The organism is Virgibacillus litoralis (assembly GCF_017873675.1).
Taxonomy (GTDB): domain Bacteria; phylum Bacillota; class Bacilli; order Bacillales; family Amphibacillaceae; genus Lentibacillus; species Lentibacillus litoralis.
Map to the genome: position 1 here is coordinate 66,084 of NZ_JAGGKK010000001.1, position 23,506 is coordinate 89,589.

General features: G+C 38.3%; 22 protein-coding genes. 7 read left to right on the forward strand and 15 right to left on the reverse strand.

The window, feature by feature from the left end; genetic code table 11:
• Nucleotides 1-240: 240 nt before the first annotated feature.
• The 4 genes from J2Z82_RS00310 to J2Z82_RS00325 form a co-directional block, all read right to left on the reverse strand.
• Complete coding sequence (locus J2Z82_RS00310) at nucleotides 241-1,518, reverse strand: TRAP transporter large permease (protein WP_390313519.1); 1,278 nt, start codon at nucleotides 1,516-1,518, stop codon at nucleotides 241-243.
• Nucleotides 1,519-1,520: 2 nt separating this feature from the next.
• Entirely contained in the window at nucleotides 1,521-2,006 is a 486-nt protein-coding gene (locus tag J2Z82_RS00315) for a TRAP transporter small permease (RefSeq protein ID WP_209478809.1), read from the reverse strand.
• An 11-nt stretch (nucleotides 2,007-2,017) separates the two neighbouring features.
• Complete coding sequence (locus J2Z82_RS00320; RefSeq protein WP_209478810.1) at nucleotides 2,018-3,028, reverse strand: TRAP transporter substrate-binding protein; 1,011 nt, start codon at nucleotides 3,026-3,028, stop codon at nucleotides 2,018-2,020.
• Between the two features lie 266 nt (nucleotides 3,029-3,294).
• Nucleotides 3,295-4,041 (reverse strand): IclR family transcriptional regulator, encoded by a 747-nt coding sequence (locus J2Z82_RS00325; protein ID WP_209478811.1) that lies wholly within the window; start codon nucleotides 4,039-4,041, stop codon nucleotides 3,295-3,297.
• A gap of 521 nt (nucleotides 4,042-4,562) precedes the next feature.
• Here J2Z82_RS00325 and J2Z82_RS00330 point away from each other — a divergent pair.
• The gene (locus J2Z82_RS00330; RefSeq protein WP_209478812.1) at nucleotides 4,563-5,414 is read left to right on the forward strand and encodes a DegV family protein; all 852 of its coding nucleotides are present in this window, start codon (nucleotides 4,563-4,565) and stop codon (nucleotides 5,412-5,414) included.
• Between the two features lie 96 nt (nucleotides 5,415-5,510).
• Here the strand turns inward: J2Z82_RS00330 and J2Z82_RS00335 are convergent, their stop codons facing one another.
• Together J2Z82_RS00335 and J2Z82_RS00340 are read right to left on the reverse strand one after the other, a co-directional pair.
• Nucleotides 5,511-6,461 carry an MBL fold metallo-hydrolase gene (locus J2Z82_RS00335; RefSeq protein ID WP_342453586.1) on the reverse strand — a complete coding sequence of 317 codons (951 nt, stop codon included), beginning with the start codon at nucleotides 6,459-6,461 and terminating at the stop codon, nucleotides 5,511-5,513.
• Nucleotides 6,462-6,467: 6 nt separating this feature from the next.
• On the reverse strand, nucleotides 6,468-7,439 hold the full coding sequence (locus tag J2Z82_RS00340) for an NAD(P)H-dependent flavin oxidoreductase (protein ID WP_209478814.1): 972 nt from the start codon (nucleotides 7,437-7,439) through the stop codon (nucleotides 6,468-6,470).
• 314 nt (nucleotides 7,440-7,753) lie between these two features.
• Between J2Z82_RS00340 and J2Z82_RS00345 the strand changes: the two genes are divergently transcribed.
• Nucleotides 7,754-8,638, forward strand: a complete 885-nt coding sequence (locus tag J2Z82_RS00345) for a vanadium-dependent haloperoxidase (RefSeq protein WP_209478815.1) — start codon at nucleotides 7,754-7,756, stop codon at nucleotides 8,636-8,638.
• Between the two features lie 273 nt (nucleotides 8,639-8,911).
• On the opposite strand, the gene J2Z82_RS00350 is transcribed toward J2Z82_RS00345, so the two are convergent.
• Nucleotides 8,912-9,421, reverse strand: a complete 510-nt coding sequence (locus J2Z82_RS00350; RefSeq protein WP_209478816.1) for a hypothetical protein — start codon at nucleotides 9,419-9,421, stop codon at nucleotides 8,912-8,914.
• Nucleotides 9,422-9,803: 382 nt separating this feature from the next.
• Between J2Z82_RS00350 and J2Z82_RS00355 the strand changes: the two genes are divergently transcribed.
• Entirely contained in the window at nucleotides 9,804-10,802 is a 999-nt protein-coding gene (locus J2Z82_RS00355; protein WP_245250976.1) for a DUF3231 family protein, read from the forward strand.
• A gap of 250 nt (nucleotides 10,803-11,052) precedes the next feature.
• Here the strand turns inward: J2Z82_RS00355 and J2Z82_RS00360 are convergent, their stop codons facing one another.
• The 3 genes from J2Z82_RS00360 to J2Z82_RS00370 form a co-directional block, all read right to left on the reverse strand.
• Complete coding sequence (locus J2Z82_RS00360) at nucleotides 11,053-11,745, reverse strand: OmpA family protein (RefSeq protein ID WP_209478818.1); 693 nt, start codon at nucleotides 11,743-11,745, stop codon at nucleotides 11,053-11,055.
• Nucleotides 11,735-13,558: a MotA/TolQ/ExbB proton channel family protein gene (locus J2Z82_RS00365; protein ID WP_209478819.1), complete on the reverse strand. Its 1,824-nt coding sequence runs from the start codon at nucleotides 13,556-13,558 to the stop codon at nucleotides 11,735-11,737. The genes J2Z82_RS00360 and J2Z82_RS00365 overlap by 11 nt, the downstream gene beginning before the upstream one ends.
• 162 nt (nucleotides 13,559-13,720) lie before the next feature.
• Nucleotides 13,721-14,320, reverse strand: coding sequence for a flavin reductase family protein (locus J2Z82_RS00370; RefSeq protein WP_209478820.1), 600 nt, complete (start codon nucleotides 14,318-14,320; stop codon nucleotides 13,721-13,723).
• Nucleotides 14,321-14,514: 194 nt separating this feature from the next.
• Between J2Z82_RS00370 and J2Z82_RS00375 the strand changes: the two genes are divergently transcribed.
• The 4 genes from J2Z82_RS00375 (at nucleotide 14,515) to J2Z82_RS00390 (ending at nucleotide 18,583) form a co-directional block, all read left to right on the forward strand.
• The gene (locus tag J2Z82_RS00375) at nucleotides 14,515-14,652 is read left to right on the forward strand and encodes a hypothetical protein (RefSeq protein ID WP_209478821.1); all 138 of its coding nucleotides are present in this window, start codon (nucleotides 14,515-14,517) and stop codon (nucleotides 14,650-14,652) included.
• A 117-nt stretch (nucleotides 14,653-14,769) separates the two neighbouring features.
• A complete protein-coding gene (locus J2Z82_RS00380) occupies nucleotides 14,770-15,951 on the forward strand; it encodes an MFS transporter (RefSeq protein WP_209478822.1) in 1,182 nt (393 codons plus the stop codon).
• Between the two features lie 334 nt (nucleotides 15,952-16,285).
• Nucleotides 16,286-17,599, forward strand: coding sequence for an MFS transporter (locus J2Z82_RS00385; RefSeq protein WP_209478823.1), 1,314 nt, complete (start codon nucleotides 16,286-16,288; stop codon nucleotides 17,597-17,599).
• Nucleotides 17,600-17,719: 120 nt separating this feature from the next.
• A complete protein-coding gene (locus tag J2Z82_RS00390; protein WP_209478824.1) occupies nucleotides 17,720-18,583 on the forward strand; it encodes a hypothetical protein in 864 nt (287 codons plus the stop codon).
• 260 nt (nucleotides 18,584-18,843) lie between these two features.
• On the opposite strand, the gene J2Z82_RS00395 is transcribed toward J2Z82_RS00390, so the two are convergent.
• From J2Z82_RS00395 to J2Z82_RS00415, 5 genes are all read right to left on the reverse strand, one after another.
• On the reverse strand, nucleotides 18,844-19,227 hold the full coding sequence (locus J2Z82_RS00395; protein ID WP_209478825.1) for a hypothetical protein: 384 nt from the start codon (nucleotides 19,225-19,227) through the stop codon (nucleotides 18,844-18,846).
• Nucleotides 19,228-19,685: 458 nt separating this feature from the next.
• The gene (locus J2Z82_RS00400) at nucleotides 19,686-20,261 is read right to left on the reverse strand and encodes a hypothetical protein (protein WP_209478826.1); all 576 of its coding nucleotides are present in this window, start codon (nucleotides 20,259-20,261) and stop codon (nucleotides 19,686-19,688) included.
• On the reverse strand, nucleotides 20,254-21,186 hold the full coding sequence (locus J2Z82_RS00405; RefSeq protein ID WP_209478827.1) for a ParA family protein: 933 nt from the start codon (nucleotides 21,184-21,186) through the stop codon (nucleotides 20,254-20,256). The genes J2Z82_RS00400 and J2Z82_RS00405 overlap by 8 nt, the downstream gene beginning before the upstream one ends.
• A 103-nt stretch (nucleotides 21,187-21,289) precedes the next feature.
• Nucleotides 21,290-22,678 carry a hypothetical protein gene (locus J2Z82_RS00410; RefSeq protein WP_209478828.1) on the reverse strand — a complete coding sequence of 463 codons (1,389 nt, stop codon included), beginning with the start codon at nucleotides 22,676-22,678 and terminating at the stop codon, nucleotides 21,290-21,292.
• Nucleotides 22,668-23,369 (reverse strand): ABC transporter ATP-binding protein, encoded by a 702-nt coding sequence (locus J2Z82_RS00415; protein WP_209478829.1) that lies wholly within the window; start codon nucleotides 23,367-23,369, stop codon nucleotides 22,668-22,670. Before J2Z82_RS00415 ends, J2Z82_RS00410 begins: the two co-directional genes overlap by 11 nt.
• Nucleotides 23,370-23,506 lie beyond the last annotated feature (137 nt).

Here is a 23,506-nt window from a genome sequence, read left to right on the forward strand (position 1 = left end):
TTAAGATGAATTCTTTTATCTGCCCTTTTCATTGCTTTACTCGGACCCACCTATATATTTGTACAAAAGCCAAGGATTCACGGATAAAAAACTCTCCATCAAATTTATTTCTAACCCCCTTTTAGTCTGTTGATTTAAATATAATAAACTTTCAAACTAGTAACAACAGTCTGATTTCATCATGTGAAAATGATACAAGTTTTTTTACCTTTCAGCTTTTCTAAAGAGCATATAAATAAGTTAGTCACTAATAAGGTTTGGGATCCACAATACAGCATCTTCCCAGTATGTAAGTATGATTAACACTATTATTGCCATAGTTAAGAATGGCATTATCGCCTTAACAAGGTACTCAAACTTTACTTCTGCAATGGAAGAAACAATAAATAACCCTGTTCCTACTGGTGGTGTTAATAAACCAAGTGTTAAATTAATACAAATTATTACCCCAAAATGAACTGGGTCTATTTGGTAGATTCCTAGTAAAGGCATCATAACCGGTACTAATATAATTAATGCGGCGATTCCATCTAATACAGTTCCAAGTAACAGGAGAAAAATGTTGACTAATAATAAAAATACGAACGGGTTGTCTGAAATACCAAGCATTGAATCAGCAATCAACTGCGGAATCCTCTCAAACGACAAAACAAAGCCAAATAAATTTGCTGTCACAATTAGAAAGGTGATTGTTGCAGTGTTAATTACAGTATCTATAAATATTGATGGAAGTTTTTTCATTTTTAATTCTCTATAAATAAAAGCACCTACTATGAACGCCACTATACAAGCAACACCTGCTGATTCAGTAGGTGTAAATATACCACCTAAAATACCATAAATTATCGTAAATGGGATAAGCATAGCAGGTAGCACTTTTATAGAGGTTGCTATGATTTCCTTCAAACTTGCTCTTTTACTTTTCGGAAAACCCTGTTTCGCGCCCATTATACCGATGACAATAATAAAACCTATACCTAATAAGACTCCGGGGATAATACCCGCCATAAATAAATCACCAATAGAAGCACCAGTTAAAGTGCCATAAATAATAAATAACATACTCGGTGGAATTACTGGTGCAACTATAGAAGAAGCTAAAGTTAGAGAAGAAGAAAAATCACGTCTATAACCTTCCTCTTCCATTTCGGGGACCATTACTTTACTCATCATTGCTGCTTGAGCATTTGCAGAGCCCAGAATGGACGCAAGAAACATATTTGCAATAACTGCTACATATGCTAGTCCACCTCGAAAATGACCAATTAAAACTCTCGCAAAATTTACTAGCTTTTTCGTAATTCCTCCGCCATTCATTAACTCACCGGCTAACATAAATAAAGGTATGGCTAATAATCCAAAGCTATCTACTCCAGAGAACATAGACTGTGGAGCAGATCCCATTGCTGTTAGCAGGCCACTTAGTAATAAATACGATAGCGAAGTAATAGCTAATACTAATGATATGGGAATTCCAACGAGTAAAAATACAATGAACAACAATACAACAATAATCATTGTCATGAGGCATTACCTTCCTGTTTATTATTTTTCACTAGATCTATAGTGTAATTCAATAAATGAATAAAACTGAAAGTTAAACCAACTGGCACGGAAAGATAAGGTACCCACATAGGAATTCGCATAGCAGATGACTTTTGACTCGATAAAGAAAATATCCAATCATAACTTAAATACAGCAAAAGTATTAGGAAAACTAAGATAACAATATGCGAAATCATATCCAAAATACGCTTTCCATTCATTGAGAACCTTTCTACCAAAAATGTTATAGAAGCTTGGGACTTATATTTAAGTCCCAAGCTTCCCCCTACAAAAGTAAGCCACGCCATCATAAATATACTTACTTCACTTGCCCAATAAATTGGTGCATTTAAAAAGTATCGATAGAATACTGATGCAGCTATAACTAGGGTTAGTGCTGCGATTAAAATAACTGAAATTACTTTTTCAATCGATTCAACCCATGTATCCAAAGTCTTCAAAAAATTACCTCCTAACGGAATGTCTCAATAAATTCTTTAATTAATGGGTCCTTACTTTTATATTTTTTATCAAACTCTTCAGTATATGGCGTAAACAAAGATTCATCCATATTATAAAGTTCCATTCCCCGACCTTCTAGAGTTTTAATAAACTCTTCCTCTTGTGAAGATCGTTTAAGTGTTGCATATTCAGACGTCGCCGCCATAGCTTCCTCTATAATTTTTTGATCCTCTTCAGGCATATTTTCAAATTGTTCCCTATTTGTAACCATAATTGATGGCCAAACCATATGATTCGTTACAGCCCCATAACCAGTAACTTCGTTAAAGTTAGAAGTAACTGCTGCATCTAAATCCATATCCATTCCATCGATAACACCTGTTTGGGCCGCTTGATATACTTCTGGTAATGAGATTGATTCAGGATTTGCGCCCAAGGAACGATACCAATCTTGTAGTGCTGGGCTAGGTGTCGCACGCATCGATAAACCTTCCATCTCTTCAGGTGTTTCAATTTTTTCTCTAAATAACATAACACGGTTACCTGAGAAGAAATAATTCATCGCTTTTATTCCAGTATCATCAACTGTTGCTAAAACATCTTTGGCTACATCACTTTTGCTCGCCTCAAGAACATCTTCGTATGAATCAAATAAAAATGGTGCGAACCAAGCACTAAATGCATCTGACATCGATGTTAAATGAGCATTAGTAATGAACGCGAAATCTAGAGTACCAGTTTCAAGTTGTTGCACCATATCGGCATCACTTCCTAGCTGCCCACCTGGATAAATTTCCACCGTCATACGACCGTCAGAACGTTCTTTCAACTCTTTTGCTAAGTTTTTTGCAGCATCATTCCAAATGTGATTTTCCGGAGCTATGTGAGCAAGTTTAAAGCTGTATTCTTTCGCATTCTTTTCCGTCTCACTACCACCCGCTTCTCCCTCACTACATGCACCTAAAGTAAGTATTAAAACCATTATTAAAGTAAATATGAAAAAACCTCTTATTTTTTTCAATTACAAACACCCCTTTTAAGTTTATAGAAATAATATTTTCACATATCTGATATTCTCAGCTTTTAATTACAAGAATTCGTATACACTAAAGTCCCTATATTACAGTACAAGTATTAATTAATTCCAAAAAGTTGTCCCCCTTTATTGTTGGTTAAAATATTACTCTAGTTCGCAATACTCCTTTAACTCGTGAACTAATTTTTACTGCGCTTCGGGCATTAACACCCCCCCTGATAATATAACCAACTTTCTTATTTTTCTTAATGTTATATATCGATATAACCTAGTTCTTGAGATATAGAATTTGCGGTGTTAATAATACTTTTAATCATTATAGTCCGGTGACTTCCTTTCATATAAGAAATTGGACCGACTAAATTTACTGCTGCAATAGTTTTTCCAGAATAAGATAATATTGGTGCCGCAATTGCATATGTGTTTGTGTCGTTCTCATTATTACTAATTGAGTAGCCAGTTTTACGTACTACTGCTAATTCTTGTTTTAGCTTATCCGTATTCGTAATCGTATTAGGAGCTTGACGTGATAACCCTCTACTGATAGTTTCTTTCAAATAAGATGAATTAAAAGATAGTAAAACTTTTCCCGCACTGGTGGAATATGCGGGTTTCCTTGCTCCGACATGTGTCTGTATAGAGTATGAATCTAGTGAAGAAACCTTCAAAACAAATACAACTTCGCCTTTGTCAAACATACCTATATGAACCGTCCCTTTAAATCTTTGGGTCAATTCCTTAACTATCGGAATTGCTTTATCATATATATCTTGCTGGAACATTACATTGTTATTTAATTCAAGTAATTTCCAACCAAGACGATACTTTCCGTTACTAGCTCGCATCAACAGCCCTTCATCACATAAGGTGCTAATTAAATGATGTGTAGTACTACGATTCAACCCGAGTTTCTCTGCAACTTGTCCATTTCCTAAGATAGGATCTTCAGTTGTAAAGCAATTTATAATTCTACTAGCCTTTCTTACAGACTCTATCATTCTAATTCCTCCACAAAAAAAGTATTGATAAATCCCAATAAGTATCATGTTTAATATGATTGACTCTAAAATTGTAATCGCTTCCATAATTGAAAATTTTAAATATTTCATCTTTGACGATTATATCGATATAAATTTGGTCGTGCAACAAATATATTTCACATTATGAAACATTAGTGGTCTTTTCTCTTTTTTAACTTATCGTCCATCCAAATTAAACGGCTTACTTTATGTCAATGACTTTAAAAATATCTTTATAATAAAATAGACTGTACAATAAACTGGATAGGTTCAAATAGGCTCTGTAACATTTTCGATGACACCTTTTAAGGTCGGCGTTCGATTATATAAATAGAAGGGGGGGTTACTATTTCTATCGTTTGCAGCGAGGAAAAAGTGTCATAAAATGTATAAATACTCTTTTCCTATTTAATGAATAACTATTCCCTATACTGTATAATTAGATAAACGTAATATAGGACGAAAAACAGTGGATTTTTTCACACGAAAGGGGATGTACTATGAGAAGAATTATTTTATCGACAGAAAGTGGAGCAGATTTACCGGAGAATTTGGCTGAGAAGCATGCTGTTCAGGTGGTGCCGATGCATGTCATCATGGATGGGAAGGATTACTTAGATGGTTCGTTACCCGTAGAGGATATTTACGACTATTATGATCGTACAAAAAATATACCCTCTACAACTGCCACAAATGCTCATGAATATCATGACTTTTTTACGAAGATAAAGGCGGATTATCCTGATTGCATCATTATTCACATTGGATATACTTCAAAGGCTTCCGCTTCTTTTCAAAGTGCAGTGATTGCCTCTGAGGATTTTGAGGATCTCTTTCTAATTGACGCTTTAAACGTTACAGGTGGATTAGCAGCTATTGTGATGCATGCTGTTACCTTGCTTGAGAATGAACCTGCAATTGAACCTGATCGTCTAATAGAAAAAATAGAAGCTATCATCCCGAAATCAAGACTGGCATTCGTACCCGGAAGCTTAGAGTTTCTAAGAGCAGGTGGACGTGTAAGCAATGTCGCCTATCTTGGAGGGGCCTTGTTAAAATTAAAGCCACGGATTGAATTAATAGATGGAAAGCTTGTTTCTACTAAGAAATATCGCGGTAAAATGAGTAGCGTTGCCGAAAAGCTTTTGCATGATTATTTGAATCAATTCGACATTGACCGGGAACAGCTTTATTTTCAATATTCGATCGGACTTGATGAAAGTATCAAGCTACGGGTGGAAGAAATCGCTAAAGAAAATGGTTTTAAAAATATAAAATGGATGCAAGCTGGTGCTATGATTTCAACTCACGCAGGACCTGGTGGATTTGGGATTGCAGGGTTGGAAGTTTAGTTAAATAGAGAATCGCAGAAGATAAAATAAGTGACAAGGAGTCCTAATGCTATTCGGCTTTTTATAGCATTAGGACCCCTTTTTCACTTAATATTTCTAACTCCGAACCTCATACCAATATGTCCCATCCTTAATGTCCCGTTTACATTCTCCCTTATATCGTAAATATTCCAGATGGGAAAGTGTTTCACCAATAGCAAACCTCATCTCATGGATCGTCAGTTTTTTGGAAAATAATCTCTGACACGTATCGTACACTGTACTGCCGCCACTAATTGATTCTAATGTTTGTTCAAGCCGATGGTCATGGTGGGTTTTTATTTCGTCAATTCGATCATTCGCCCCGTGAAATGGCTGACCATGGGATGGGACTACAAAGTCGACATCAAGCTTTTTAATTTTCTCTAAAGATGCTAGATAGGTAGCTAATGGATTAGGATCACCATGAAACCAATATGAAATATTCGGTGTTATTTTTGGTAAGATGTGATCGGTCGAAAGCAGCATATTCTTCTCTTTATTATAAAAAGTAATCAAGCCTTCCGAATGCCCTGGGGTAAAGATTACTTCATATTCATAGTTGCCAATTGGGATCATTTCACCTTCCTGAAAATAGTGGTTCACATTAGGGTAAGGTGTAACACGGGAAACAAATTCATTAGTATTGGTTGTCATGGAGTTGGCAATCTCATTAGGGACACCTGCCAGCGAGTAATTCGCTGCAAGTTCACGTATAAAGCTCTCTTGCCAAGCATTTATTCCCGCATCAGTGTCAATTTTTGTCATCGAAACACGTGCACCCGTTTTTTCTTGCATAGCTCCGACATAACCAAAATGATCAGGATGATAATGGGTAACTAAAATATCGGTAACCTTTTTTCCTGCTAATTCCTTGTCCCATTTATCTGCAGTTTCCTTATTATGAAGTCCAGCATCAATAACCTTCCAGCCGTCCTCCCCTTCCGCAATAAAACAATTCACATGGTTTAGCCGAAAAGGAAGATCAAGCTTTATTTGTTTTAATCCGTATTCCTCTAGCAAACTCATTACCTCCTATTTGTCATGACGTACAACTCCAGCTTTTGCTTCTTCATAGGAAAGCTGGAGTTCATCAACGATTTGGGAAACAGATTGAATCTTGTTGATTGCCCCTATACCTTGTCCAGCACCCCAAATATCCTTCCATGCCTTTGCTTTGGAGTTATTTAATTTATCAAAGTTTATTTCCTCTTTTTCCCTTAAGTTATCAGGGTCTAATCCGGCCTTTCGTATACTTGGAATGAGGTAATTTGCATTCACACCACTAAACGTATCGGTATAAAGGATATCGTCTATGGATGAATCGATAATCATAGTTTTATAGTCTTCCACGGCTGAACTCTCTGCAGATGGAATGAATCTGGAGCCCATGTAAACAAAGTCCGCTCCAAGCACTTCTGCTGCCAGGATATCCTCACCTTTTGACATACCACCAGCCAGAACAATTGGCCCGTCCCAGAATTCCTTCACTTCATGAAGGAAAGCGAAGGGATTCAAGACTCCAGCATGTCCTCCTGCACCGCTCGCGACAAGTACTAATCCGTCAGTTCCTTTTTCAATCGCCTTTTTAGCAAACTTCACGTTAATGACATCGGATAAAACAAACCCGCCATATTCATGGACAACCTTTACGACAACACTTGGGTCCCCAAGCGACGTAATTACAATTGGCGGCTGGTATTTTTCAATTAAGGCAAGGTCTTCTTCATACCTTTTATTGGAGCGATGCACGATAAGGTTAATTGCCCATGGTGCTACCGTTTTATCTGGATTTTTGCTTTTTATTTCCTTTAATTCAGTGCTGATTTGGTGCATCCATTCCTCTAAATCATCACTGGTGCGAGCATTCAAGGCCGGAAAAGAACCGATGATTCCAGATGCACAGGCATTAATAATCATCTTAGGATTCGAAACGAGGAACATCGGCGCCATAATGACAGGCAGTTTCATAGATTGTTTAAGTTGTTTTACTGCTTCAGTTTGCATGTAGATTTATGCTCCTTTCGTATTTATAGTTGGGGATTACTGGAAATAGTAGTTCCCCCTATTATACATCTCTTTTTGCTTTTAGAAATACCAATAACAGATCTGCCTTATCCAGATTCGGGGCAGCATGGAAAGTTGAACGTACTGCAGTTAAAGGAGAAGAATTTTAGCGGACATAAGAACCCTTATTTGACGGAAACACACCTATTGAACTTAGGTCAATCTAAGGGCCAGACACTTAATAATTCTGTAATAAGCCTACTCACTTCCCCGTTATTTCCATATTATAAAGAAAAACGAGAGGTGAGAACGTTTTGGAAACAAATTACCTACGCTGGTCCGAACTAGCATATGCTGGAGAAAAGAAGCCCCCAAGTGAACCTGTTACCCCTTCTGCAGGATCTTGGCCTCTAACCTATTTACAACGAAACAATAATGGAAGATTCTTAGATCCAGAGGGTGAGAAATTGAACCTGCCTATAACACCCCCTAATCTGATTAACTTTGAAAGAGAGTTACGCACCGTCAAAAGAACCCTGCGAAATTTAACCTCTTCGCAGCGTAAAATAGGTATCTATTACGGTACAGGAGTCCCTACCAAACAGTGGACGCCTGTCATTGACCGCTTAATTGATTCGTATAATCTTGGTCCAACTAATGCTGCGCGATTAATTGCTGCAGTACAAGGAGCTGTTAATGACACGATGATCGTCGTATGGGATTTAAAATATCGATGGGATGTAGCAAGACCCAATCAATATGATCAAAAGTTGCGGACGTTACTATGCACTCCCCGATTTCCAACTTATCCATCCGGTCATGCAACAATGTCAGCTTGCACAGCCATTGTGTTAAGCTATTTTTTTCCAAAGGAATCAAGGAAACTATGGAAAATAGCGGAAGACGATGCAGTAAGTCGTTTATATGCCGGCGTTCATTTTCCATCTGATAATAATGAAGGAATTCGGTTAGGAAGATACATTGGGGATGTTATTGTTAAGCATCTGAAACAACAAAATCTGCTGGAATCAGTTGATAATACGTATAGAAATTACCAGGACGCTGACATCTTACCGGATGACTATCAGCAGTTTATACCGTTTGATTTTCCTGAATCATGTACGTCCCTTCTATTGGATGAAAAGAAATCTGAGCAGATAGACCTTAATGCCACCGCTCCAAAACCACTATTAAAATAATCCCCAAAAGGTTCTTACGTAAAGGCAAAGTGCTTAGCAACTATTTAATATACTGCCTTAATAAACAAAGATTATTGTAATCCAAATCGAATAGAGGAACAGGTCCTTCTTGCCTCTTTGAAAATAGTAATGGCAGTAATCCTAGTTGATTCCTGCCTCCACCACTTTCATCGTAATATATTGGGACAAGGCTCCTGTCCCTTCTTGTCGGAATACTTTTTTTGGGGATCCCATCAAGCCAGATCCATTTGGCTCCAAAAATTATATCATCCCTCACTTAAACACAAGCACCGGTCTATATTTTTCATAATGGGTTTCCACTTTTCGGATAAGGTCCTTGCATTCTCTTTCATCCATACACTTAACAACTTCTATTGCATTGTCATCCCTATCATTGCTAATTGTTATATTTATAATTTGATCTTCATTTGTAATGTTGATGTATAAAGGGCGTGCATCGTGATCTGCTACTGATCCTGAGAATGTTGTTAATAACAGGGCAATTGTGGTATCCGCACTATCCTGATCTTTACATTCGAACACTTCCACAGCGTTCTCCTTCCTCTGTCTGCTAAGGTTAATAATCCGCCCTCCATCAGCCTCGAGTACATTGATATATCGAGTAGTGAAGCTTGGCTCAATCGGTTCCCGGTTTACATTTCGGTCCTTACCAATGCTTTCATTCCTTAATTTGAATGAGGGGATGAAGCTGTTTTCCGGGGGTTTTCTTAAATAATTAAAATAGAACAACGATGCAATTAATATTCCTATAAAAAAAGCCATTAAAAAAACACCTCCATAGCTGCTACACGAACGTTCACATTTACACTATGGTACATTCCAAGGCTCTGTTCTGTGTTTTCACATACTCCTTTAATTTTCAAATACTTCCCTACAATGTATGGATTTTTCCTGTCCATAATTCTCGCAATTACTTTTTTCATCAAACTGTAATATTGGTGTTATTAAATGGTAGCAGCCAGGTGCATCGTTTCCTTATTGGAGGCAGCAAGTGTTACTTGAATATCTACTTTATTTTTGAATTATGAAATTGATTCAAATGAAAAAAAGGAAAAACACTGATATTCATATTTCACAAGATTACGGGTAAATTATTAACTAGTAACATAATTGGACGAAAAATAAATGAAAGGTGATGAAAAAAATGAAGTTAACTTCTGCTGAAATAACCAATTTGTGGAACACGTATATGAATGATAGTGGTGCCATTTGTCATTTACAATATGAAGTAAATAAAGCTGAAGATATGGAAATAAAGGCATTAATTCAATATGCTTTGGATATATCAAAATCACATATCGAAACAATAACAAAAATACTAAATAATGAAAACTATCCTATTCCACACGGTTTTAAGTTAGATGAAGATGTGGACGTTACGGCTCCTAGGTTATTTACTGATACTTATTTTTTATTCTCTACTAACAATTTAGGTAAATTGGGGCTGAATGCATATAGTGTAGCATTACCACTTGCTGTGAGAGAAGATATTTATACTTTTTTTAGTGAATGTCTACGTGAATCAGATGATATTCTTAAGAAGACTAATGATCTATTGTTAAAAAAAGGGTTATATATAAAGCCACCACTTCTTCCAACCCCTGAAAACTTCGATTTTGTGAAGAAGAAAAACTTTCTTGCAGGATACTTTGGAGAGAAAAGACCATTAACTGGTACTGAAATTACAAATCTTTATGCCAATTTCCAAAGAAATGCACTAGGTTCAGCCACTATGATTGGGTATAGTCAGGTTGCAAATAAGAAGGATGTAACTGAATTTATTCTTAGAGGTAAAGAAATAGCACAAAAACATTGTGAGATATTTGGATCTTATTTAAGCGAATGTGATATTCCTAGTCCTACGTCATTGGATACAGAGGTTACGGATTCAATCACATACACGTTTTCTGATAGAAAGATGCTGTTCTATACTACAGCCTTAACGGCAATCAGTGTTGGTTATTATGGAGCTAGTATGTCAGTGAGCCCTAGAAGAGATATTGGAGCCATGTACAGCAGACTTGTAGCGGAAAGCTTAAAATTTGCGGATGACGGGGCTAAATTGATGATTAAATACGGGTGGATGGAAGAGCCACCACGAGCACTTGACCGTGATGAATTAGCAAAGAAAAAGCAAGGGTAACTAATAGTGCCCTTCTATTGGTGGCTTTAAAATAATAACTTGCCTATCTGTAGCAATTGTACTAGCCTTTTAAAAATCATAGTCTTTAAGTTTTTGGTCAGCCCAATATCCACTTATAAAAAGCTAAGTTAAGTTAAATCTTTATTCACAACCTTCCTTTGTTGGTGCGGGCAAAGATAAACTTTAATCCAACCACCTGAGTTTTAGGTAGAGTCCGCCAAACAGGCGAAAGCGGGGCTCTTTTCCACAGCTATTCCGCTAAAATCTCTCGCGTCCTCTCAAGGATCTCCTCATCCTTCAACCGAAATTTAAATTCCACTCTTCTGGATTCAGCTGCACTGTAATCACCGGATTCATTTGTGCGAAAATCGGTATATGATTTACTGTTCACTGTTAATTTTTCCTGCAGATGGTCTTGGATATTTTTATATGGAAAATCATCACTGAGAATGTAGGCTGCGACACTGTAGGCCCTTTCCTGTGAGAGTTCTAAATTATATAAATAGCTGCCGTCACGATCGGTGTGACCTTCGATAATGATTTCCGCAATATATTCTTCATAGCCGTTTTGCAGCAATATATCCAGATACTTCGGGACGAATTCATCCAAAAACTGAAAGGACGCAGGCTTCAATTCGGATTTATCATATGCAAATAAGATTTCTGTATCAAAGATGATTGCACCTGTCTTCTCATCCACTTCAATTTCCAGAGTTGAATCACTGAATTCTGTCTGCAGCTCATTAACAAGCTTGGCCCGTACTCCCATAATTTGATCGATGGTCTTTTTCATTTCTTCAATTTGCAGGGATTTGATAATCATCATCGTAATGAAAATTAAGATGAAGCATAATAGGATAATCGTCAGCAGATCGGTAAATGATGGCCAAAAATGCCCGTCGTCCTGTTCCTTTTTAAAGAGTCGCTGGTATTTAGTAGTCATTTTGTCTCAACCCTGTACCGTTATTTCCAGGTTGCTGGCCGATGGAATTCAGCTGCCGATTTAACCCTTGAATCTCCCGACCAAGATCCTGTAAGGTTTGTTGGGCATAACGGGAATTGCTTTGCCCGATTTCTTCAGACAGGCGCCGTATTTCCTGGAATTCCTTCTTGATCGCTTCATTCGTCATTTCCACTGAATCAGTTATATTTCGTGCTACCTTATCAAGTTTATCCCCGAGTCCTCCCTCCAGATTATCCACATAATTGGAGAGTGTATTTTTTAAAACATCCACACTTACTTCCAACTGATTTTCGCGTTGATTGAACGTATTGTTCATCTGGGATATCGTCTTATTTATATCGTTAATCAGCTGGTTATTCTGCATGCCGACTTTTTCATACGTATTGGTTGCTTCATTTATTTGTTTTTCAAATGCCTTCGATTCCTCAGAATGTGCTTTTAAATGACTATTAAACGTTCGGTTAAATTCCTTCAGCTCGTCAAAACGATCTGTTAATAGGTACTTATATTCTGCCTGTGTTTGATTGATCACTTCAAGGGCTTGCGGTAACTGAACAATCGAATCGCCCATTTTATCAAATTGCTTTGATAGTTCCCCAATATAAGAGATAATTCCTGCCAGTTTCGAGCTGAGGTCACTTCCAAAAACCTGTTTAAACTCTTTATTATGCGCATCCATTTTATTGGCCAGGTCATTATTTTTCTGAGTAATTTTTTCAAATGCAGCATGTATGGATTCCTGCCCCTCCATGATCGATGACGTAAACAATTTTAGTTCAACCACAGATTCCTCGAATTGATTCAGGGTATCCATCTGAGCTGTCGAAACTTCCTTCACTTTCTCATAGGTATTCTCAAACGCTTTAGCCATCCGTTCATTCTTTCCATCCATTCGTTTAAAATAGGAAAACAGCGAATCAAAGTTGTCATTTAGCTTTTTGGTAGATTCGCCAAACCCATCTGTCACCTCTTTCATATGGTGGAACAGTTCCTGAAATTCCTGCAGGTTGCTGGAAAGCCCTTCATTAAACTTGGCCAAATCTTTGGCAGATTGCTGCAGACCGCTCGTATATTCCTGAAAGCCTGAAAATGCGTTCTCAATTCCTGTCAGTGATTCCTGGTTTGTTTCCTGCAAATGCTGAATGGAATGGTTTATCGTCTCAGACACTTCAATCAGCCGGCTCATCCCTTCCTGTTCTTGGCCATCTAGATTGGATTCTACTTTTAACATGATATCTGTTAGCATATACTCCGTGTTAAAGATTTTAATAAGCACGGTCATGATGAGGGAAAGCCCCATCCCAGCTATACTGGTGTAAAATGCCACATCAATTCCTGACAGTACTGCAGCTATATTCTCAACCAATTGAGAGCCAGTGGCGTTGATACTTCCAAGTGATATTGTCAGACCGATAAACGTCCCTAATACCCCGATTAAAATAAAAATGGAAACGGTCATCTGAACCATTTTGATGAGATTGACAACAGGCATGTTAAACACACGCCAACCGGAAAATTTCTCTTGTACGAAAGTCTCCGGTTTCACCGATTCCTTGTCACGGATTCTATCAAACTGGGCCTTAAATGTGTTAAGTGGTTCAATATCCATTTGATCTGTTGATTCCATATAATTTCTTATTTTTTTAAGCTTCGTAAATAGACCCAGATGAACGAAAACGGTAAGGAAAAAGCTAATGAACAGAATCACGAAAATCAGCTCGGTAACTGGATTTGATAAAATGTCTTCCGCTATACGCTCACTCGTAAAAACTTCCAACAATAATTGCAGCATAGATACTCCTCCTGATAGAACCTCTTTCTTTATTGCTATTCAGAAGAAGGACAAATCATGTTTTGTTTTTGGGGACATGAATACTTACTTTCTATCGCCGTAAGCCAGAGTCAAGTTGGATGACATCTTTTTGATAATCGAAAACTTACTTTCATAAATAGATTATAGTTTGGGCAATTGGTGTATGTTATTTATTTCACCATAATCTCCTGCAAGACGCGCGAGAAAACCTACCTTTTCTACGTCTACTTTATAGTCACCAAGATAGTACTCATCTTGTATATGGTAATGAACAACATTTGCAATAACCAGGTGGTCGCTTCCAAGTTCTAGAATCTGATTAAGCTCGAGCTCAATTGAAATTGGTGCTTCCTCCACTCTGGGTGGATTTACTATAGTACTTTTAGCTGGTGTTAAACCGGCAGCTTTAAACTCGTCAACTTTGCTTGGAACATGTTCTGCGGTTTTTTGCATTTCGTTACCAAGAAGTGATGGAACGATATTAATAACCAATTGCTTTTGTGACCTAATGTTTGAAAGTGTATCTTTTATAGTTCCCTCGCGCTCCTCGATTCCAGGGCTAATGGAGATACACAGCATTGGAGGATTGCGCGAAGCAACCGTGAAAAAACTATAAGGTGCTAAATTATTATCTCCTTTATCATTTATAGTTGATACCCACGCAATCGGACGTGGCACGACAGATCCAATTAAAAGTTTATATGCATGTTTTGAATCTATACTTCGAAGATCTAATTTCATTATTTAACTTCCTTCCCTGTCCTTAATAGATTTATAATAACTCCTTGAACCTGAAAAATTCAAAATTGATGACACCTATTAGAGTTGGCATTCGATTGTATATTTATAAGAAGGTTCTAGAAGAAACAGGGATTGTTTTTTCATCCAAGTTGAATTATCATGGAATTAACTTATTAGAAAAGGAGGCAGATAGAATGTTTACGTTAGTTAAAGTTGTGCATGAAGTAAAGCGATTTATTGCGTTCATGGCAACTGTTTTTGGAATTTTTCAGCGAAATTGGATACGTATGTCTAATTTTAGCTTTTATATTTCAAAAACTTATCTGACGTAAAAAATTCTTGCCTCAATCGTATCGGTATTTAATTGAGAAAGGTATATCCTTCGCTCGCGCCACAGGTAAGTAATTTTGCCTGTGGTTTTTTTGCGTCAGTTCACGGAGGATTTAACATTGAAAACAACAAGTTTAACAAAAAACATTCGGTATATTTATATTTATATATTTGTCGCCCAGTTATTTTTTGACCGGGCGTTGTGGGTTATTTATTTGAATGACAAAGGATTAAGCATGAGCGAAATTGGAATAGTCGAGGCACTGATGCACTTAAGTGTCGTCCTGCTTGAAATTCCAACCGGGATAATCGCCGACGTTTACGGCCGGAAAGTGAGCCTGTTTATCGGTAATATCTTAAGTGTTGGGTATGGGACTTTCATGCTTGTCGGTGATTCCCTTTCCTTATTCGGCCTGGCGCTCATGACACTTGGAACAAGTATCACATTCCAGTCAGGTGCCGAGGAAGCACTTATTTATGACACCCTGAAGGAGAAAGACAAGGAAAAACAGTATACACGCGTATTTGGCAACATGACGGCGCTCGCACTATTATCGCTTAGCTTTGCCAAACTGGCTGGTGGCTGGATGGCTGAAATCAACTGGGAGCTTGTATATGGGGGGATTATTATCACCCATTTGCTGGCCTTGATTCCAATTGCCATGCTGCACGAACCTGAACGAGAAAAGAATTCCAGCTCCCATACCGGCATAAAGCAGCAATGGCTGGGTCAGCTAAAGGCAGGCATCCGAATTTGGCGAACTAACCAGACTGCCCATATTCCGATTATCTTTTTTATTATGATTGGAACATCGATTGTCATTTTGACTTTTTATGGACAGGAATTCTTCACACGCTTGGGTTACAGCTCGATGACAATCGGAATTATTTTCACAGTGGAAGGGCTACTTGGTGTTGTAATGGCCAAGGTAGCATACAGACTTGAGTCAAAATGGAGCTTTGGCAGTATTACAAGCTATGGATATGTGCTATACCTTGTGTTTTTCCTGTTATTTATCGTCTCGCCTGACTGGGCAATCGTTATGTCATTCCTGATTCTTTCGCAGCTTGTGACATTATACGAACCAATATTCTCGAACTTTATCCAGGGGGGATTGGAGTCCAATGTCCGCGCTACCTTCTTTTCGATGATTAGCGTGGTCGAGAGCTTCAGCATTATGCTCCTGTTTCCGTTGTTCGGACTGATGATCGATACCATTGGATTTCGTAATGGCTTCCTGGGTCTGTTCGTGATGCTGGGAGTACTGTATATAGCTGGTGTACGGCGGGTCGTTCGATAGTACAATCTTGTAATGAGGGGACTTCTTTTTAATAAGAAGTTCCCTTTTTTATATGCTGATGCCACCTTTTCGGCCTGGTGTTCGATTGTATATATAGAAAGAGGTGGTCACTATTACTATCGTATGCGGCGGTTAAAAAGTGGCATGGAATAGATAAATATTTTTAGTAATTGAATGATAATGAATAGAGGTTATCACAGAATGAATCTAGAATTCTTAATTATAAATACAGCGCTTAAACATATATTGAATCAAGCTACCTTTCTAGCAAGTTGCATTAACCCTCGTCATGAGGCACTTAAGATATGATAAAAAAATATAAGGGAGAATTAGGATGAAAGTATTTGGCCGTAAAATGTTGTTTGGTTCTGGGGAAAGTGTGTCCGTTGTTGGGATTACGATTCTTGGGCTTTACTTTTTATATTTCATGACAGATGTTGTTGGTCTTTCACCGGCATTAGCAGGTGCTATCTTCATGATTGGCCGTGGCTGGGATGCTATTTCCGATCCGTTCATTGGAGTTATTACTGACCGGACCAAAACACGCTGGGGCCGAAGACGTCCTTTCTTCCTGATTGCTGCAGTTCCACTTGCGATTTTCTTTTCGCTGCTTTGGAGCCAGGTTGGTTTTGACGAACAATTGATAACTTTTTTGTATTATGCCCTCTTTTATATTCTATTTATGACGTCGCTTACCCTGTTCCATGTACCGTACATCTCACTGATCACTGAATATAGCACAGATTATGATGAACGGACGAGCATCAATAATTACCGGATTTTTTTCCAATTGTTTTTTGGGCTGATTGCAGCGACGATTCCGAAAATGATTGCCGATCAATACGGATGGTCGGTCATGGCAATGTGTGTTGGGATTTTCCTGTTGACGTTAGCGCTTGTTATGTTTGGTTTTACAAGGGAAAATGCGGATGCCCCTAAACCAGAGAAATTTAATTTTAAAAAAGAATTTAATCATTTACGGCTGAATCGTGCATTGAAATATTTATTATGGATTTATGTAGGGTGTTATGCAGCGGCAAATATTATTGAAGGTTTTGTCATTTACTACATGAAATACTGGCTGAATCGTGAATTTGATATGGAGATTCTATTTGTCATTGTTATCGGTGTCAGTATTTTATCCCTACCTGTTTGGGCGAAGCTTACCAAAATATTGGGTAAGAAAAGTGCACTATTAATTGGATTGTTTATTTGGATTGCAGGACAGGCCGGGTGGCTGCTGGTATCTCAGGAATCAGCTGATTTCGTTGTTTATGTTATCGGTGCAGTTGTCGGTATAGGATATGGCGTTGCGCACGTGTTACCATGGGCGATGCTGCCAGAAGTGGTTGATATGGATGAATACCAGACAGGAGCACGGCGTGAAGGCGTATATGCTGGGGTTATGACTTTTTTCATGAAGATTACCAACTCCATAGCCATATTTTTGATTGGTGTAATTCTTGAATTGTCGGGTTATGCAGCAAACGAGGTTCAAAGCGAAACAACTATGACAACCATTCAATGGACAATGAGCATCGCGCCAGGCATCTTCGTCATCATGGCTCTAATCGCAACATTCCTTTACCCCTATAGCAAAAATGACCACATGAACATCCGAACAGAATTAGAGAAACGCGGGAGGTAGGGTCAGGTTGGGGGACATAAGGGTCAGGTTCCTCGTCCCTGATAAGGAATAAGGTGGAATGTCATTTGTCGAGCATAGTGAATACTATGTATAGAACGTCAAAGTAAAGGGGTTTAAAATATGAGCTATAAAGATTTTACTATCAAAATTATAGAAAGTATCAATCAAGGGTGGCGGAATCACTATTTCCAAGCCTATGATAAAATTCATCATATGACACACACCTTTCAACTTTTTGAGTATTTTCCAGAAACCAACGTAATTAGAGTGTATATTGTTGGACAACAAAAGCCTACGAATCTTAAAACCACTAATCTAGCCAATTTAGTTTATTTAGGGCCTGATATGCGTGCACTTACTCCCCCCCAGCAGCGACAGCTTCTGCCAGATGGAGGACTTCCTGGTCTTCCTGGATTTCCTGGTGGTTGGAACCCAAGTGATGGAATTCCTTGGCTCCCTGGTAATTGGATACCCAGTGGGGAAACTCCTGAAGTTCCAGGTGATGGGTCACAAGAAGGGGGAACGCCACCAAGCGAGCCTATTTCAAAATGTCAGAGTCAAGCTGAAATAAGAGAGTTTTTTAGAACATCCATTAAAGGTTCACCTATTAAATATAATACGATTGATAGTCCAGTTGCATTTAGTCCTGGAAGATATCGCAGTTATAATGCTATTACTGGAGAAGTAATTGTATCTGGATATAGTATAAACGTTTCAGATATTTGCACCGTTACAACTGATATTTCGCCGCATCCATCACAATCATTGCCTTGTATGTCTAGGAGTCAAATGGAAAGCTTTGTAAGGTCTTTATCAGCAGGGAGAATGATAGCGTTATATACTACGTATGATCCTGCAATAAAAGTTGTAGGAGAATTTCTTTACTTTGATGATTTTAATTATCATATAAGGTTTAAACATCATCCTTCTGGGGAAATAAGACAGCAATTTTTTGATACCCTCTGTGAAATATATCCTGCCTGATAAGAAAATTAAAATATGGCTTTTGAGAAAACTCAAGATTGCAAATGAATTATTAGAAAAAAATTCAAAGTAGAGCAAGATACTAAAAGAAATCGAAGCATTTGATACCTGGCTGGAGAAAAATGCTAACAAATAATAACTGTACATTGTTGCTTATGTTGGATTGATTACATTAATACTAATGATCTAGATAACTGAACAAAAAAGGAACGTTTTTGAATAAAAACTTCAAAAACGCTTTTATATTAATCTGTATTATTTTAATAATAAACACAACCGTATCCAGGTATCATAATCCCCGGATTTCCACCGGGCCACTTTGGTGGACATAACTGTGGTGTCCATGGTATTCCTCCCCCCGGACCAGGTATGGGACCTCCACTTGGTGGTGCTGGCGTTTGGGGCTGAGGTATTTGTGGTCCAATATAAGACATTCCAGTAAGATCATTAGGATCAAATTGTCTGTAAGTACCGTTCATATTTATACCTACTACTTGAGTATTTGGATCCCAGGAAACAAGTTGAACAATTTCATCATTACCCAAGATGTTCACTCGGTAAAAATGACCTAGTCTCCCCAAAGTTAATTGTTGCTCTATAAAAGCAGGACTAGTCTGTAATATTCTATGATAGTAATTGTACATTTCCTTAGAAAACTCCTTCCCGTAACTTCATTACAATATATGCACAATGCTCGGACTTTTCCTTATATTAACAAGCCTAACTTTAACGACCAAAGAAGTCTATGACGGAAAAATTCTTGCCTAAAATCTTGCACTGTGGCATCTTTCCTCGTATGAGTGATGTTCCCACTTTCCTACCAGGTCGGTGCAATGCAAGCTTGGAAAACCATCGTTCCATTCGCTGGATCGCCGAAAAGTTCGCTTCCGCTACTTCGGTCGCATTGCCAGATACGAGGAAAGCTCCACCCATTGTGAGAAAAATTACTGGGAGCATATGACTGGTTGCCACTAAAATAATGAACACAATACTTAGCCCCTCCCGCAATTGAAGGGACACGGATTTTTTAGCCAATAGCATGATTGTTTTATCCATTTTCACGTGAAAGGGACAGAAGGGACAGGTTTTGTCCCTGCCCTTTCTAATCCGCCGACGCCGACCTTATAATCTCCCCTCTTATTCGAGCTCCAACAACGGAGTCTGCAATCCGCTCCAGTAACTCCTGCTTTGAGTATCCCTGATTTACATAGACTCCCTGTGCCTTGGCAAATGCGGTGATATCTTTTTTTAACTGTAGTAGACTCTGGTTTGCCAGAAGATTCTTGGCTTCCTCCAACGTGCCGCAATTATGTAAGGCATTTTCGATTTGCTTCCAATTTGATTCTCCTGTCTCTTTAGCAAACGAATGATCAATGTTCAGATGAGATGCTACCTTTTTATAAATCACTTTTTTGGTATCGTTCGATTTAATGTTCACATTATGGTGGCAGCAGAATAAAGCGAGTTCTTTTTTCGTATACTTTTTCAGGATTTTTTCAACATTTGAATCCTTCTTAATCCTATCCATGATCTGGTCATAATCTGCTGTATAATCAAACTTTGCTTCAAAGCGAATAAAAGCTTTCTTTTCTACTAATTCCTGAAATTGTTTATTCGTTAACCCTTCTAAGAATTCCATTGTGATTCGCAGCATCTTTTCCGTTTCTTTTTTACCCATGATTCCCCCCATATAATCCGAGCAATTCAGTTGTAATCTGCCTGATTTCGTCTCGTATTACTTGCTGCGGCAGGCTATTGCCCTTGGTTAACATGACCGGAATGACTGTTTCAGGAGCTGTGGCAAAGTTTGTTTTACCTTCACGTAATACGTTACGAAAACATGGATGGCTCTTCTGAACTTGATTTATATATTCTCTTTGTACGGCGATGGGTCTCCCCTTATTAAAAGCGACCATTGTAAATACCACACCTAACACGCGAGGAGAAATTCTTTTCGATACATTCGAATCAGCTTCTTCACTGTATTGATTATATTTTTCCGTCAATGCTTTTACAGAGCGCATTAACGTATCGATTCCAAGCGTCGATAAATAATCCGCTTTTGCCGGAACAATATATGCGTCACTTGCTGCTAGCGCATTTTGTGTAACTAAATTAAAGTTCGGCGGGCAATCGATAATGACTATATCGTATTCACCCTTTATTTCATCCAGTTTCGTTTGAAGACGTGATAACACCTTTAGATAATTGCTGCGAATGGTTCTCTCTGTGTTCCCACCAAGCCTGCTTGAAAGTTCCATGTCGACATGAATCAATTCTAAATGCGAACAGATCATATCGATTCTTCCACCGGTTTTCTTTAATCGGCTGTTAACGCGATTTGGTGTAATTATTAAATCTCCAAGCGATGCCTCCCCATCTTTATCCAGAAAGTCATCATACCAATGCTTGATTGTCCGACCCTGCCGATCAAGGCTTTGCCATTCTTCTATATTTATAAATGACAATGTCAGGTTAGCCTGTGGATCCATATCAATCAGTAATACCTTCTTACCTCTGTTTGCTAGATCAGCTGCAATATTAGCGGATAGCGTCGTCTTTCCGACCCCACCCTTATAATTCATAACAGAAATTACACCCAATAATATTCACCCCCCAAAAACACTGTGATTTTGTTATGTATATGCGGGGAAAAAAGCGCTACTTTTAAAAATGCAAAATCATCAGGAGGATAAGGTCCCAAACCTAAATAACAGATTTGAGACCATTTTGAAAATATAACGCCCAGACAATTCCTATGGCTGTAAGCGAAATTACTGGGAGCATATGACTGATTGCAACTAAAATAATGAACACAAAGCTTAACCCCTCCCGCAATTGAAGGGAGCCAGCTTTTTTAGCCAGCACAATGATTGTTTTATCCATGTTCACGTGATACGCATATAAGAAAACACTAATTACGAACACTAACTGAAAAGGAGCCCATATGTCCCAATGCCTGATGAAGTATGAAAAGATGGGGAGAAATAACAGTCCGCCCCCTATTGCCATCCAATTGAAATATGTCCGCTTATACATAGATAGATCCCACGGGAGAACTTCGACAATGTCTGCATGAAAACGATTATGAAACAGATTGGCGCACAAGGCTGTATAAACATGAATTGCAACTGCCATCCCAATATAGAAAATCCACTCCTCAAAAAATTGTAACGCAACCAGCATTAACAGGATTGCACCGATCACCTGTGCAATCACACCAAAGTTCTTGACAAGGTACAGCTCCCAAAGCCTATGGTAGATAGAGAATTTAGTAGCAAAAGAACGCTTTCGCCTCGATGAGTTTTGTAGAATACTATAGGTCTTTTTCTTTTTAAATTTAGTTTGAGAAACTTTTGAGACCACCAGCATGTTCCATATATAATAATCACTGATTTCAGTTACTCGCTCCCAATTAATTCCCTTGAATAAGCGAGGCAACATATAAATATGTGCAAGAATAATTAATATAAGCTGTAAGAGTCCAATTAATTTCGTTTCCAATATAACTGCAATGAGATTACTTAAAATAAAAAGCAGTAGCCACCCAGCTTTTATCCAAAAACGTTGCTGAAACAGTTTCCATTGTGGTACTACCATTACCAGATCATACACAGCAAATAGTGTTAGGTATGAGATAATCATTGAACTGGAAATAGGCGTTACTAAAATCAGAAGTGCTGCTATTGAGCTGTAAAGCAAGAGTAGCTTAATTAATTTTTCCACCAATATAAATGCCCAAATTTTTTCTCTACTAAATGGCAGCAATCCCAACTGATATTCTGAGGTAGAAAACAGCAAACCTGGATGCTGGAAAGATCTAACGATGTAGCGGATTGGCAGCACACTTAATAATAGCAAATAGCCTTTGCTCGCATTCTCTTCAACAAAAGCAAAAAACGGTGCAAGCTCCTCAATGATATTACCGGTAAGAAACAAACTTACCCCTATGTAACCAACTAATGCGGCAACATAAATGGCTGTCGTTAGATCAATTACTATGGCTGCTACTTGTTTGTAAACCTTTTTCTTTTTGGCGAAACGGCCCCTGCGGATTAACCAATATGCACGAAAATCTGTCTTTCTAGTGATCATCATGCTTCCTCCGTCTAATTGTTTTAAAATCATCAATCGGGCCTTGATCCAGCACTTCCCCATGCTGCAGCATAATATATGTATCTGCAATATCCTTTACCCGCTCCAGTTGATGGGATGTCAATAATACTGCTGTTCCGCCCCTGGCTTTTTCACGTATTAATTCCTCAAGATAATCCATCGCAAAGACATCAAGTCCCATGAATGGTTCATCGATTAACAGCAGCGGCGTGTCCGGAAGCAGCGCACAGATGGTCTGTACTTTTTGGCGCATACCTTTAGATAATGATTCAGGATATTCGTTTAGTTTATCCTCCAGTTCAAATCCGGAGGTGTACGTTTTTATTTTCTCCTCCATTATCGCCTCTTCTACTCCATAACTCATTGCGTACAGTTGAAAATGCTGCATGACAGTTAGCTCTGTCAGTAAAAGCGGTTCTTCCGGCAAATAGGAAATTTGTTCTTTGTATGTTAAAAGATCATCGTCTTGGGTTGACGTTTCGTTAATGGTAATTTCACCTTTTGCTTTTTCCAGTTCACCTAATATTGTCTTCATTAATGTCGATTTCCCTGCACCATTATGTCCAACCAGTGCTACTACCCTCGATTCCTCCATCGCAAACGAAATCTTACTGAGCAGTGTACTGCCGCCAAGCTGCGTCTCAACATTTTTCAGTTCTAAAATTTTCATTTGTATCCTCCAGCATAATTAAAGTGATGTCCTTAACTATTCGACAAAAGTCATGGTCATTCCTTCTTTTTAGCGGGATGTGGGTTCAGGTTCCTCGTCCCCCTTTTGTCGCACTCGCAGATTGAACAGGGACGAGG

Coding starts and splice junctions, on each gene's coding strand:
- J2Z82_RS00365 (WP_209478819.1), bottom strand. CDS start 13,558: ATGCTGCAATTATTGTTGGAAGTTTTTACGAGTGAGCGTATAGCGGAA.
- J2Z82_RS00325 (WP_209478811.1), bottom strand. CDS start 4,041: ATGATAGAGTCTGTAAGAAAGGCTAGTAGAATTATAAATTGCTTTACA.
- J2Z82_RS00375 (WP_209478821.1), top strand. CDS start 14,515: ATGTTTACGTTAGTTAAAGTTGTGCATGAAGTAAAGCGATTTATTGCG.
- J2Z82_RS00400 (WP_209478826.1), bottom strand. CDS start 20,261: ATGGGTAAAAAAGAAACGGAAAAGATGCTGCGAATCACAATGGAATTC.
- J2Z82_RS00390 (WP_209478824.1), top strand. CDS start 17,720: ATGAGCTATAAAGATTTTACTATCAAAATTATAGAAAGTATCAATCAA.
- J2Z82_RS00310 (WP_390313519.1), bottom strand. CDS start 1,518: ATGATTATTGTTGTATTGTTGTTCATTGTATTTTTACTCGTTGGAATT.
- J2Z82_RS00415 (WP_209478829.1), bottom strand. CDS start 23,369: ATGAAAATTTTAGAACTGAAAAATGTTGAGACGCAGCTTGGCGGCAGT.
- J2Z82_RS00360 (WP_209478818.1), bottom strand. CDS start 11,745: ATGACTACTAAATACCAGCGACTCTTTAAAAAGGAACAGGACGACGGG.
- J2Z82_RS00355 (WP_245250976.1), top strand. CDS start 9,804: ATGAAGTTAACTTCTGCTGAAATAACCAATTTGTGGAACACGTATATG.
- J2Z82_RS00395 (WP_209478825.1), bottom strand. CDS start 19,227: ATGTACAATTACTATCATAGAATATTACAGACTAGTCCTGCTTTTATA.
- J2Z82_RS00385 (WP_209478823.1), top strand. CDS start 16,286: ATGAAAGTATTTGGCCGTAAAATGTTGTTTGGTTCTGGGGAAAGTGTG.
- J2Z82_RS00330 (WP_209478812.1), top strand. CDS start 4,563: ATGAGAAGAATTATTTTATCGACAGAAAGTGGAGCAGATTTACCGGAG.
- J2Z82_RS00340 (WP_209478814.1), bottom strand. CDS start 7,439: ATGCAAACTGAAGCAGTAAAACAACTTAAACAATCTATGAAACTGCCT.
- J2Z82_RS00335 (WP_342453586.1), bottom strand. CDS start 6,461: ATGAGTTTGCTAGAGGAATACGGATTAAAACAAATAAAGCTTGATCTT.
- J2Z82_RS00410 (WP_209478828.1), bottom strand. CDS start 22,678: ATGATCACTAGAAAGACAGATTTTCGTGCATATTGGTTAATCCGCAGG.
- J2Z82_RS00350 (WP_209478816.1), bottom strand. CDS start 9,421: ATGGCTTTTTTTATAGGAATATTAATTGCATCGTTGTTCTATTTTAAT.
- J2Z82_RS00370 (WP_209478820.1), bottom strand. CDS start 14,320: ATGAAATTAGATCTTCGAAGTATAGATTCAAAACATGCATATAAACTT.